The sequence below is a fragment of the Pseudoglutamicibacter cumminsii genome (assembly GCF_003143995.1).
GTDB lineage: Bacteria > Actinomycetota > Actinomycetes > Actinomycetales > Micrococcaceae > Pseudoglutamicibacter > Pseudoglutamicibacter cumminsii_B.
Genome location: NZ_QFWG01000004.1, coordinates 14,165 through 26,322, shown reverse-complemented (window position 1 = coordinate 26,322; position 12,158 = coordinate 14,165). Strand labels below are relative to the sequence as shown.

Below are 12,158 nucleotides of genomic sequence, written 5' to 3'. Positions count from 1 at the left end.
GTCTTCTACTCCTCGACTTCGGCGATAGCGCCGCGGACCGCGGCCTCCAGCCGCTTCGCAGCGTGACCCGTGCGTCCCGAAGCCCACGGAGCCACAAGTTCCAGGTGCCGCGCGAAACGCACGTCTTCAAACGGAACCAGCGCAACATCGTCGTTCACCATGTGCTCAGCGAGATGCGGGATCAAACCCACCGCAAGGCCCGCACCCACCAAGCCAAGCAGCGACGGCAGATCATCAGTGCGTAGCGTCGAAATGTTCAACTGAAGGCCCGCGGCGGAGAACACATCCATGACCACCTGGTCCATCGGGTCCCCTTCCTTGGTACCCAAAGCCCAGCGTTCACGAGCAAGCGGCGCCAGATCATCAGCGCGAATAACAGTGCGCTCAGCCGCCCAATGATCCGTGGGGACCGCAAGTAAGAGCTCGTCCTTGTACAAAGGAATCCGCAGTGCACGCGGACCCAGAGCCAGCGGATAACCCTCGACCGCGTAAATGATCGCCGCATCCAGATCCCGGCGCTTGATGTGCTGGATGAGGTCTGGGCTCTCCTCAAGAGTCGGCTCAACCTCGAAGCCAAGCAGTTCAGCATTGCGGACAATCGACGGCAACAGGCGCGCGGCAGCGGTGGGGAAGATACCTAGCTTCAAGCGAGAGCGGCCCAAGCGAGCAAGATCCCTGGTGTCCCGAAGCGCGGATTCCGATAACGCGAGGATTTCCGCTGCACGCTCCGCCATGAGCTCACCCGCGTGCGTTAGGCGAGTGCCACGAGTGTCGCGGATAGTGAGCTGCGAACCGACCGCGCGGTCAAGATTCCCCAAATGATGGTCAACCGTGGGTTGCGACCAGCTCAGCGCGCGTGCGGCTTTAGCGACCGAACCGTGCCGTGCGATCGCATCGAGCGCCTGGAGTTGTCGCGTATCAAGCATGAATGTGCCCTTGCCGCCGGAGTAGGAACAAAACTGGAGTCGTAACGAGGAAGCCTCGCCGATTTGGCTCCATAGTGAGTATAGAGCCATACAGAAAAATAACCCGTTCTCATAGAAGAAATTGCGTGTTCTTATGGAGGTTATGCTCAAGGAAACTTTTATGCGCAAGCCGGCCTCCGACCTCAACAAGGCCGCCCGCCAGGTTGGTGACACCGCCCGTCAGAACCCAGCACAGCATCGTGCGCCGTTCGGCCAAGCACTCCTTGAGCATGCGGAACGCGACACCCTTCAGATCATGGTTCCCGGCCACGGATGCGACGCTGAACGCTCCTACCCAGAGCTCGTCGACTTCCTGGGCCCTCGAGGTGTTGCGCTCGATGTCCCACCTATGACCGACGGCATCGACCTGGGCGAAAACACCCCGCTCGATGAGGCGCTCGAGCTCGCGGCGGAGGCGTGGGGCGCCTCCCGTACGTGGTTCATGACCAACGGTGCGTCCCAGGCGAACCGCACAGCTGCGATCGCGGTGCGCGCACTTGGTGAGCGCGTTATGGTTCAGCGCGCAATGCACTCAAGCTTTACTGACGGGATTCTGCTTGCGGGGCTTATGCCGTCCTTCGTTGTCCCGAATGTGGATACCCACAACGGCGTAACCCACGGCTTGACGCCAGAAGCTCTCGATGAGGCGCTCACCTCGGAAGCGGAAGCTGGCCGCAAGGTCGACAGCATCTATGTTGTTTCGCCGAGCTATTTCGGTGCGGTGGCCGATGTTGAAGGGCTCGCGAAGGTTGCGCACGCACACGACGCCGCGATCATCGTGGATGGCGCGTGGGGCCCACACTTCGGTTTCCACCCTGACCTTCCGGGCTCACCGGTAGCGCTCGGGGCAGACCTCGTGATTTCTTCGACCCACAAGCTGGTTGGTTCGCTCACGCAGTCCGCGATGCTGCACCTAGGCCACGGCCCGCTTGCTAAGAAGCTTGAGCCTTTCGTTGAGCGCGCGTACACGATGACCGGATCGACCTCCGCCTCGAACATCCTTAAGGGCACACTTGACGTTGCTCGTCAGGGTCTCATCAACGGCCGCGACCGCATCGAAGACGCACTGCGCGGTGCCGAAGAGCTGCGCGAAGCGTTGCGTCAGGACGACCGTTTCCGCGTGCTTTCGGATGACTTCGGCGAGTTCGATGACATCCACGAGATCGATACGCTGCGCATTCCAGTGGATGTTTCGCGTCTGGGGCACACGGGCCACTGGGTTCGTCAGCGGCTCATCGCCGATCACGACATCTACTGCGAAATGTCCACCGCCACGACCATCGTCATCATTTTCGGTGCGCTCGCGACCCCCGCGGTTGAGCGCACTCTTGAAGCGCTGCGGGCCGTCGCGGATGCCGCGCAGAACCCAGCGGATGAAGACACCGCCGACATCCCGGTTGCTTCCGGTAACTCGGTGGTTGTGGCTACGGACGCGTGGGAAGCGACCACGCCCGGGCACGCTGTTGAAGCGCTCAGCGCCGAAGGGGAGCGGTTCCCTGAGATCCCGAAGGCCGGCACGATGCGCTTGCTGCCACGCGATGCCTACTTCGCGGACGCTTTCGATGTGGTTGCCGCGGAAGATGCGGTGGGCCGCATCAGCGCGGACACATTGGCCGCGTACCCACCAGGAATCCCGAACGTCCTGCCGGGTGAAGAGATCACGGAAGAGATCGTGAAGTTCCTTCAGGCGGTAGCGACCTCACCTACGGGTTACGTGCGTGGTGCGCAGGACGCGAAGGTCACGACGTTCCGCGTGGTTGCTGAGTAGAAGCCGCCTATGCAACCCGCGCAGGGTTTCGGAGCTAGTGCCGGGTAACTAAACGAGGGTCGCAGCGAGCCGCAACAGCAATTCTGCTGTTTCCCGGCCCGCGACCTCTTCGCGCCAGCGCGCCCTCGCAACGGTCTGGGAGACCGCCTGGACCGTGACCCCTAGTGCCTCGGCGATCGCTTTCTGTTGCCCCCGCACACCGGGAAGCAGGAGGTCAACCACAGCCCAATCGGCGGCGGACCTGCGGGCGACCACGTCCCCCAACAGGATCAAGGCGCCCTCAGCGGCAGCCGCAGTTTCCGGCGCAGTGGGCAGGCCTTCGAGTGCGACTCCAGCCGGCCCTGCCTCGACAGCCACTGGAACCGGAGCCCGCACCGTCCGCTCAACAGCCACGCGCGACCGAGCCGCCGCCGCATCGCCGGCATCAGCGCCAGCAACCCCGATGCCCACCCGGAACACGGCGCCATCCGGGCCGGGCCGCAGTCCCGTCAACGCAGCCAAGACCGCATCGCGAGGCTCATCAACAAAGCCGGCCGCCTCGTCGCCCACGGTCCGAGCGAAACCATCAGCCGCATCGCCTATAGACCGTTTAAGCGACTGCAGCAGAACACCCACGCCATCGCCGACGTCACGGGTGTTCTGCTGCGTCAAAGTCACATGGAACAGGGAGCTCAGCCCTTGAAGCGCTCGATCGACTCCTGAAGTTCCTTCTCAGCGGCAGCGCGGTCAGCCCAGCCGTCAACCTTGACCCACTTACCTGGCTCGAGGTCCTTGTAACGGGTGAAGAAGTGCTCGATCTCCTCGCGCAGGAACTCGCCGAGGTCCTCGACGTTCTGGATGTGATCGAAACGTGGGTCGGAAGGAACGCACACAACCTTCGCGTCCTCGCCGCCGTCATCGGTCATGTTCAAAACGCCGATCGGGCGAGCCTCAACAACAACACCTGGGTGCAGGTCAACGCCTGGGATGTAAACCAGCGCATCCAGCGGGTCGCCGTCCAAGCCGAGGGTGTCGTCAAAGTACCCGTAGTGGGTTGGGTACTGCATAGGGGTGAACAGCACGCGATCCAGGTGGATGCGGCCGGTTTCGTGGTCCACTTCGTACTTGACACGGGAGCCGGCAGGGATTTCGATGGTCACATCGTGCTTCATGTGTGCACTCCTTTAATGGTGGGATGCCTGTTTAGCGGCGGGATGCCTAGCCGAAAGGTGCAGGCTTTCTCTAGTTTTAAAGGGTAACTGACGGCGGCGAAGTAGGATTCCATTCATGACCACGCGTTCCCGATCTCAGCGTCGCTTCTTGATCCCTGTGGTTGTGGCGTTCCTGTTGGTCGCTACAACGCAGGTCACGTCGGCGTATTTTGGCCGCCCGGATGAGCCTGCGGCTAGCGCTAAGGTTGCTGAGTTGCCGGCGGCGCCGTTGAGTGAGGTGGGGCCGGCGCCTGACGCCGCGGTGCTACAGAAAAAGGTCGATGCGGCGCTCAAGGGTAGCCCGGGCCGGGTTGAGGTTTCGGTGGTCGATGCGGTGACCGGCGAGCAGGTCGCTCACGTTGGTGACGGTGAGGCTCTGATTCCGGCGTCTTCGTTGAAGGTTTTGACGGGTACTGCGGCGGTGGCTTCGCTCGGCCTGGAGCAGACGTGGGTTACGCGGTCTGTGCTGGAGCAGCGGGATGGTGAGGCGCTCGTTGTGTGGCTGGTTGCTGGCGGCGATGTGATGCTCGCGCCGGGCGCTGGCGACCCGAAGGTTGCGAATGGTCGCGCTGGATTGAAGACGCTGGCTGAGCAGACCGCTAAAGAGTTGAAGGCGTCCGGGGCGCTTGAGGAGGCCGGCGGTGCGCTCAAGGTTGGCGTGGATACCCGCATGTTTAGTGGCGAGCAGCTGCACGCTGACTGGTCGGATGATCTGGTGTCCAGCCACAACGTCACGGACATTACGCCGATCGCCGTGTTCGCGGGCCGCACTGACGCGGCGCATAACTCGCCGGTGGTGCGGCATCCGGATGCCGCGGCGTTGAAGACGTTCGCTAAGCATCTAGGCGACGCATTGGGTTCGGAGGTCACGGCGGTGGATAACGATGCGGAACCCGGCTTCCGTGAGGTCGACCCGTTCAACACGGGCACGGTTGAAGGTCAGCTCGCCGCGGTGCACTCAGCGACCGTGCGTGAACAGCTCGCGTATGCCGAAGCCCACTCAGACAACGTGATCCTCGAAGTCTATGGCCGCCTCGTGGGCATCAAACTTGGCCGCGGCGGCACCGAAGAAGGTGCGGTCGAAGGCGTGATCCGCGTCCTCAACGAACTCGACGTGGACACCAGCAACCTCACCATGCGCGACGCGAGCGGCCTCTCCCCAGAAAACCGCGTCCCCGCTCGCACCCTCGCCGAAGCCATGGCGCTGACCCTCAACACCGGCGACCAAGCCGGCGCCAAACAAGCCGGCCCCAGCACAGCCAGCGCCAAGAAGAAAGCCGAGCGCATCCGTCGTGATCTGGCGTTCATACCAACCATGCTTCCGCGTGCCGGCGCCACCGGAACCCTGCAACACCGCTTAGACGGCGACAAGACCAAGGCGCTCGTGCTCGGCAAAACCGGCACGCTCATCGACGTCATATCGCTCACCGGCGCCGTCACAACCAAGGAAGGCCGACCGCTCGGATTCTCGATCCTGTTCAACGACGTCGAAGGCAACCTGGACGCCGCGCGCGCCTCCGCCGATGCCGTCGCCACAGCGCTCGCCGACTGTGGTTGCCAATAAGCGGCAGCCAATCGACGGCCACCATGTAACCGGCACCATCAACGAAACCCCGCCACGATGAACAACGAACGCATCCCTCCCGCAGAGTTCCGGCGCATCCAACGCGCCCGCGAAGCCCTCCGCAACCGGCTACCAGGCGGGCTCAACTACGTCCTCGCGGTATCAGGCGGCGCGGATTCACTCGCGCTCGCCGCGGTGTGCGGGCAGATGCGCCGCGACGGGGACCTCACAGGCCAAGTCACGGCCGCGATCGTGGACCACCAGCTCCAGTCGGGAAGCACGGAAGCCGCGGAAGGGGCCGCGCGAGCCTGCCGCGAACTCGGCGTGGACCGCGTGGTGATCCGCCGCATCGTGGTGCCAGGTAAAGGCACAGAGAACGATGCGCGCGAGGCTCGATACCGCGAACTTGAGTTGGTACGTCAGGAAGTCGGCGCCGAGTTCGTACTGACCGCCCACACCGCGAACGACCAAGCCGAACAGGTCCTGCTCGCGTTGGCGCGCGGATCCGGTACGCGGGCGATCGCCGGGATCCCTGACAAGCGTGGCCGCGTCTTGCGGCCCTTCCTCGACGTATGGCGCGAAGACACCGAAGCCGTGTGCGAAGCCTACGGCGTGGAGCCGTGGGAGGACCCCACCAACGCAGATCCTGAGTTCGCGCTGCGGAACAAGGTCCGGCTCGAACTCCTGCCCGAAATCACGCGGATCCTCGGCGACGGCGCGCTCGCAAACCTCGTGCGCACCGCAGCCCAAGCCCGCCACGACGCCGAACACCTCGACAACGAAGCCCAAGCCGCACTCCAAGCCTGCGCGCTCACCGAAACCCCGGAAGTCCTCGAAGGCCCACGCGCATCAGGCCGAGCACCCATGCAATGGGACCTCGACCGCTACCTCCTCAAAAACGCGCCACAAGCGATCCGCACCCGCGTACTCCGCATCGCCGCGCAAACCGTTGGTGGACGCGCACCCACCGCTGAACGCACAGCCGCACTCGAACGCCTCACCGCAGGCGAAGGCTCCGCCGGCCCCATCCAGCTCGACGGCTACGTCACCGCCCACCGCATCAAAACCACACCTGACCACAGCGTCATCCGGTTCATCGGGCGCCCGCCGGCTGCCGCATCGGACGCATCCGCCGCATCGGACGCATAAAGACGCACGAAACCGCACAAATCTGCGTATAAATCTGCGCACAAAACCTGCAGAGAACACCGCGGTGTGCAAACATGTAATGAAGCGGCTTTGCACATTCGAAGCCGCCGGCCACAACATCGTGTAAAAAGGGGAAGTTCGTGAAGCCAGAACACGTCGCCGATGACCTAAAAAACGTACTCATGTCGCGTGAGGAAATCGATCAGGTTGTTCGCGACCTGGCCGCGCGAATCGATGAGGACTACGCCGGCCGCGACCTTCTGCTCGTCGGTGTTCTCAAGGGTGCCGTGATGATCATGGCTGACCTTTCGCGCGCGCTGAAGACCAATGTTTCGATGGATTGGATGGCGGTGTCCTCCTACGGTTCCGGAACGCAGTCCTCGGGTGTTGTGCGGATCCTGAAGGACCTCGATACCGACCTCATGGGCCGCGACGTACTCATCGTTGAGGACATCATCGACTCGGGCCTGACGCTTTCGTGGCTGGTTTCGAACCTGAAGTCGCGTGGCCCGCGCTCGCTCGAGATCTGCACGTTCTTGCGCAAGCCGGATGCGATCAAGGTGGATATCGACGTCAAGTACGTGGGTCGTGACATTCCGAACGAGTTCGTGGTCGGTTACGGCCTGGACTTCGCGGAGAAGTACCGCAACCTGGATGCGCTCGGCACACTCGCACCGCACGTGTACCAGAGCGAGTAGTAGCCCGCGAAGCAACAGGGGTGCCTCTTTCGCGGTAGTCGAGGGGTAACCTAGAACTTCAAAGTATGTAAGTCGGTTCACAGCCGCCCTAAAGCAACCGGTGATGGCGAAAACAGCTGGCAGCGACAGGTGGGGTAGGGGCTGTGGCTAAGAGGAAGGCGCGTCAGCGCATCAATGGACAAGACGACTCAGCCTAAGAAGAAGCTGTATCAAACCTGGTATTTCTGGGTCATTCTGGGTGTCGTTGGGCTCATGGTTGGTATGTCCGCTCTGTTGAGCGGGCAGCGTAACGAGGTTCCGACGTCGGTTGGTTTGAAGCTCCTTGAGGACAGGAAGGTTACCCGCGTTGAACTCAACGACGACGGTAACCGGGTTGAACTGACCACGTCGGATCCGGTCAAGCATGAGGGCCGTGACCTGGGTAAGAAGGTCACGTTCACGTATTCGGTGACGCGCGGTGAAGAGGTTGCTAAGGCGATCGCGGCGGCCGAGCCGGAAAAGGGCTTTGAGGACCGTCCGCAGACGAGCAACTGGCTGTTGTCCACGTTGGGTCTGTTGTTGCCGATGATCATTATCCTCGGCTTGTTCTTGTTCTTGATGTCGCGTGCCCAGGGTGGTTCCGGCAAGATCATGCAGTTCGGTAAGTCCCGGGCGAAGATGATCAATAAGGACATGCCTGAGGTCACGTTTAAGGACGTGGCTGGCGTGGATGAGGCTGTTGAGGAGCTCCGCGAGATTCAGGAGTTCTTGCAGTTTCCGCAGAAGTTCGCGTCTGTTGGCGCGAAGATTCCGCGCGGTGTTTTGCTGTACGGCCCTCCGGGTACCGGTAAGACGCTGGTTGCGAAGGCTGTTGCTGGCGAGGCCGGGGTTCCGTTCTTCTCGATTTCGGGTTCCGATTTCGTTGAGATGTTCGTTGGTGTGGGTGCGTCCCGCGTGCGCGACTTGTTCGAGCAGGCTAAGAATTCGTCGCCATCGATCATTTTTGTTGATGAGATCGATGCGGTGGGTCGCCAGCGTGGCGCCGGCATCGGTGGCGGTAACGACGAGCGTGAGCAGACGCTGAACCAGTTGCTGGTTGAGATGGATGGTTTCGATGCGAACACCAACGTCATCTTGATTGCTGCGACGAACCGTCCGGATGTTTTGGATCCAGCCCTGTTGCGTCCGGGCCGTTTTGACCGTCAGGTTCCTGTTGAGGCGCCGGATCTTGCGGGCCGTAAGAAGATTCTTGAGGTTCACGCGCGCAATAAGCCGCTGGTTGACGGGATTGACCTTGAGGCTGTCGCGAAGAAGACCCCTGGCTACACGGGTGCTGACCTTGCGAATGTCTTGAATGAGGCCGCGTTGTTGACGGCTCGTTCCAACGCGCATTTGATTGATGATCGCGCGATTGATGAGGCGATCGACCGCGTCATGGCTGGCCCGCAGAAGCGTACTCGCTTGATGCGTGAGCATGAGCGTCAAGTGACGGCGTACCACGAGGGTGGTCACGCGCTGGTCGCGGCTGCTTTGCATCATTCGGCACCGGTTACGAAGATTACGATCCTGCCGCGTGGCCGTGCTTTGGGCTACACAATGGTGGTGCCGACGGAGGACCGTTATTCGGTGACCCGTCAGGAGCTGTTGGATCAGCTCGCGTACGCGTTGGGTGGCCGCGTCGCGGAGGAGATCGTGTTCAACGATCCGTCCACGGGCGCATCGAACGACATTCAGAAGGCAACCGAGACTGCCCGCAAGATGGTGACTCAGTACGGTATGAGTTCCGAGGTGGGTATTGTCCAGCTCGGCACCGGTAACGGTGAGCCGTTCCTGGGGCGTGAAGCTGGACAGACCCGCGACTACTCCGAGGGCATGGCCGAGGTTGTGGACAAGGAAGTCCGTCAGCTCCTGGATAACGCTCACGCTGAGGCATACCAGATTCTGACTGAGAACCGCCACGTTCTGGACCGTTTGGCTAAGGAACTCCTGGACCGCGAGACGCTGAACCAGGCTGAGGTCGCAGAGATCTTCCATGACCTCGTGAAGCTTCCGGAGCGCAAGCAGTGGCTGTTCGACGAGGGCCGCCCTGGTCAGGATCTGCCGCCGGTGCGTGGTGAGCGCGACATCAAGCGCGACCCGCAGGGCAAGGGAACCGAGCCGAAGCCGGGCGATGGTGTGACGGTCGTGGATCCTCCGGCCGGAGGAACCGAGCTACCAGGCGGAGAACCCCAGGGACCCGGCGCCTAATTCGTTGCACTGAGCGCGCTCGTGCGTGCTTTTGTTAGGTGTTGCTTGGGGCTGACTGGGCTAGAACCAAAAGGCTTTTCTGTTCTAAGATCGAACTGATCTGTTACCGACGCCTAGTTAGGTTGTTATGAACACCCCTGACTTTTCCTCAATGACTGAGGCGGATGTTAGAAATAATCCGCATCTGGACGCTAACGCGCTCATGAATCTGGCGCAGTCGCGCCCGGATCTGCGTGGCGCGGTGCGCGAGCACCCTAACTGCTATCAGGCTCTTGCTGAGTGGATCGATAGCCAGTCGGGTGGTGGTCAGCAGCAACCGCAGCAGCAGTCGCAGCAACAACAGCAAAACCAGTTCCAGCAGAACCAATCTGCGCAAAGCTACAACACTGGCTACGGTCAGCAGGGCCAGTCTCAGCAGTACGGTCAGAATCAGTATGGCCAGGCGCAGCAGAACCAGTACCAGCAGGGTGGCTACGGTCAGCCGCAGCAGTACGGCCAGAATCAGTATGGCCAGCAATACGGTCAGAACCAGTACGGTCAGTCGACCTATGGGCAGGCTGGCTCGGGCTTTTCCGCTCCAAAAGAGTGGACGGGTTGGCTTCCGTTCATCATCGCGGGTCTAGCGGTTCTTAGTTTCATCGCGATCTTCTTGCCGGCGGCAAGCGTGAAGAGCGAATTCGTCAACGAATCTGGCACTTTGCTCAACGGGGATGATGGCGTCAAGGTCCTTGCGATCTTCTCGCTGATCTTGGCGATTGCAGCGGTAGTTGTGCCGGTTATTGCATTCTTCGTCCCTCGTAAGCCGTTGCCGCTGATCTATCCGATTGCGGCGATTGCGGCAGGCGCGTTGGGCGTTATTACTTACATCGTGTTGTTCGTCATGATCGGCGATGCTGTGGCAGAAGCCAACAAGTTCGAAGGATTCGGTAGTTACAGTCTCGAGATGGGGCCAGCTTTCGGCACGTTCTTTGGCTTGGTCACGTTCGGTCTGCTCGTGGTTGCAGGTGTTCTTGCGCTTCTCATGGAATTGAAGGGCAAGGGTCTCAGCGCGAAAGCTCAGCCAGCTTTGGCAGGTGGTTCCAACGCGGGCGCGTGGGGTCAGCAGTCTTCTCAGAACAACCAGTACGGTGGTTACGCTCAGCAGTCGCAGTACTCGCAGCAGGGCCAGCATGGTCAGCAGGGTGGCTACGGCCAACAAGGTCAGTACGGTAACCAGCCTCAACAGTACGGATCCTACGGTTACGGCCAGCAGCAGGGTCAGCAGCAGTACGGACAGCAGTCTTCTGAGCAGTACGGCCAGCAATACTCTGAGATCCAGGAGCCGGCTCAGAGCGAGCCAGTGGTTTCGGAGCCGACTGTTTCTGAATCGGAGTCGGTAGCCCCGGAAGAGCCGGCGCACAAGGTTAGCGAAGAGCCAACCGAAACCGTAAAGGAAGCCGGCGTACCTGAAGAGGTAACCGAGGAGCCAGCACCAGCCGCTGAAGCTGAGCCAGTTCAGGAACCAGCTGAAGCACCAGCTGAGGAAGCGGGCGAGACCGTGCCGGCTGACGCATCGGCGGTTGATTTGCAGCAGCTTGCAGCGACTAAGCCAGAGTTGTGGGATCAGATCCTGCAGCACCCTAACTGCTACCCAGCATTGGCAGACTGGATTAAGCAGGCGCAAAACGCGAACTAGTCCGCAATGACGTAGTCAGCGCAATGCCCCGGGAGGTTTCTCTCGGGGCATTGCGCTTTAAGGGTGCTCTCGGTTGTGGGCGGATGGAGGCATGCATGAGATGTGGCCTAAAATCTGACTCAACGGGAAACCCCTGACTTCGCCTCAATGACGGAGGAAGCTATGAGCAATGGCCCTGAACAGGATCAGAATGCGATGACGAATGTGCCACAATCGCGGTTGCAGAGCTGGACCTCCTGGCTACCGATGGTCGCCGCTGGCCTTTCGGTACTTGCTTTTCTGAGCGTGTTTTTCCCTGTGGGGACGGTTTTCAGTGGAGGTTCACAGCAACCGCAGAGCCTGTTCGATGCTGAGGATGGAAGCCAGTTCTTCGCGTTTTTCTTGATGATCTTGGCGGGTGTTTCGGTTGTCATCGCGGCGATCGCTTTCTTTGTTCCCCGCAAACCATTGCTGTGGATCTACCCGTTTGTGGGGATCGCCGTAAGCGTTTTTGGGGCTGTTCTGTACTTATTCATGTTCTCGGTGATGGGTTCTGCAGAGAAAAAGTACGGCATCCAGATCGCTCCGGGGTCCGGCAGTATTCTCGGCCTTGTTGCCTGTAGTTTGCTTATGATTGCTTGCATCGTCGCACTGTTCGCGGGCCTGACCACCAGAGGAGCTGCCACGAACGAGACCTTGCCGGCTGACGCATCGGCGGCTGAATTGCAGGAGCTTGCGGCGACTAAGCCAGAGCTGTGGGAGCAGATTCGCCAGCACCCTAACTGTTATCCAGAGTTGGAGGAGTGGATCAAGCTGGCTCAGAGAATGAACTGACCCGCGGCGAAACAGAACAAGGCTCCTCAAGGTAACGGCCCGGCAGGTTTCCCGGGTGAGACGGGTCATGCCGGCTAAATTTGCGAGGGATTCCCTTGCCGAATAACAAC

At 61.0% G+C, this 12,158-nt stretch carries 10 protein-coding genes; 7 read left to right on the top strand and 3 right to left on the bottom strand.

What is annotated here, in order from left to right; translation table 11 throughout:
- Positions 1-5: 5 nt before the first annotated feature.
- Positions 6-926 carry a LysR family transcriptional regulator gene (locus tag CAY35_RS04210; RefSeq protein ID WP_181377479.1) on the bottom strand — a complete coding sequence of 307 codons (921 nt, stop codon included), beginning with the start codon at positions 924-926 and terminating at the stop codon, positions 6-8.
- Positions 927-1,086: 160 nt separating this feature from the next.
- On the opposite strand from CAY35_RS04210, the gene CAY35_RS04205 reads away from it, so the two are divergent.
- Entirely contained in the window at positions 1,087-2,733 is a 1,647-nt protein-coding gene (locus tag CAY35_RS04205; RefSeq protein WP_109303559.1) for an aminotransferase class I/II-fold pyridoxal phosphate-dependent enzyme, read from the top strand.
- A gap of 48 nt (positions 2,734-2,781) precedes the next feature.
- Here the strand turns inward: CAY35_RS04205 and CAY35_RS04200 are convergent, their stop codons facing one another.
- Together CAY35_RS04200 and ppa are read right to left on the bottom strand one after the other, a co-directional pair.
- Positions 2,782-3,384 (bottom strand): hypothetical protein, encoded by a 603-nt coding sequence (locus CAY35_RS04200; RefSeq protein ID WP_375231751.1) that lies wholly within the window; start codon positions 3,382-3,384, stop codon positions 2,782-2,784.
- A 20-nt stretch (positions 3,385-3,404) separates the two neighbouring features.
- Positions 3,405-3,884 carry an inorganic diphosphatase gene (gene ppa, locus CAY35_RS04195; RefSeq protein WP_109303454.1) on the bottom strand — a complete coding sequence of 160 codons (480 nt, stop codon included), beginning with the start codon at positions 3,882-3,884 and terminating at the stop codon, positions 3,405-3,407.
- A 115-nt stretch (positions 3,885-3,999) separates the two neighbouring features.
- On the opposite strand from ppa, the gene CAY35_RS04190 reads away from it, so the two are divergent.
- From CAY35_RS04190 to CAY35_RS04165, 6 genes are all read left to right on the top strand, one after another.
- On the top strand, positions 4,000-5,487 hold the full coding sequence (locus CAY35_RS04190; protein ID WP_109303453.1) for a D-alanyl-D-alanine carboxypeptidase: 1,488 nt from the start codon (positions 4,000-4,002) through the stop codon (positions 5,485-5,487).
- A 57-nt stretch (positions 5,488-5,544) separates the two neighbouring features.
- Complete coding sequence (gene tilS / locus CAY35_RS04185) at positions 5,545-6,636, top strand: tRNA lysidine(34) synthetase TilS (protein ID WP_109303452.1); 1,092 nt, start codon at positions 5,545-5,547, stop codon at positions 6,634-6,636.
- A gap of 182 nt (positions 6,637-6,818) precedes the next feature.
- Positions 6,819-7,334, top strand: coding sequence for a hypoxanthine phosphoribosyltransferase (gene hpt, locus CAY35_RS04180; RefSeq protein WP_109303558.1), 516 nt, complete (start codon positions 6,819-6,821; stop codon positions 7,332-7,334).
- 174 nt (positions 7,335-7,508) lie between these two features.
- Positions 7,509-9,560 carry an ATP-dependent zinc metalloprotease FtsH gene (ftsH, locus tag CAY35_RS04175; protein ID WP_109303451.1) on the top strand — a complete coding sequence of 684 codons (2,052 nt, stop codon included), beginning with the start codon at positions 7,509-7,511 and terminating at the stop codon, positions 9,558-9,560.
- 151 nt (positions 9,561-9,711) lie between these two features.
- Positions 9,712-11,235, top strand: coding sequence for a variant leucine-rich repeat-containing protein (locus CAY35_RS04170; protein ID WP_146191916.1), 1,524 nt, complete (start codon positions 9,712-9,714; stop codon positions 11,233-11,235).
- Positions 11,236-11,397: 162 nt separating this feature from the next.
- A complete protein-coding gene (locus CAY35_RS04165) occupies positions 11,398-12,048 on the top strand; it encodes a variant leucine-rich repeat-containing protein (RefSeq protein WP_109303449.1) in 651 nt (216 codons plus the stop codon).
- Positions 12,049-12,158: the final 110 nt, after the last annotated feature.

Coding starts and splice junctions, on each gene's coding strand:
- ftsH (WP_109303451.1), top strand. CDS start 7,509: ATGGACAAGACGACTCAGCCTAAGAAGAAGCTGTATCAAACCTGGTAT.
- CAY35_RS04190 (WP_109303453.1), top strand. CDS start 4,000: ATGACCACGCGTTCCCGATCTCAGCGTCGCTTCTTGATCCCTGTGGTT.
- tilS (WP_109303452.1), top strand. CDS start 5,545: ATGAACAACGAACGCATCCCTCCCGCAGAGTTCCGGCGCATCCAACGC.
- ppa (WP_109303454.1), bottom strand. CDS start 3,884: ATGAAGCACGATGTGACCATCGAAATCCCTGCCGGCTCCCGTGTCAAG.
- CAY35_RS04205 (WP_109303559.1), top strand. CDS start 1,087: ATGCGCAAGCCGGCCTCCGACCTCAACAAGGCCGCCCGCCAGGTTGGT.
- CAY35_RS04210 (WP_181377479.1), bottom strand. CDS start 926: ATGCTTGATACGCGACAACTCCAGGCGCTCGATGCGATCGCACGGCAC.
- CAY35_RS04170 (WP_146191916.1), top strand. CDS start 9,712: ATGACTGAGGCGGATGTTAGAAATAATCCGCATCTGGACGCTAACGCG.
- CAY35_RS04165 (WP_109303449.1), top strand. CDS start 11,398: ATGAGCAATGGCCCTGAACAGGATCAGAATGCGATGACGAATGTGCCA.
- hpt (WP_109303558.1), top strand. CDS start 6,819: ATGTCGCGTGAGGAAATCGATCAGGTTGTTCGCGACCTGGCCGCGCGA.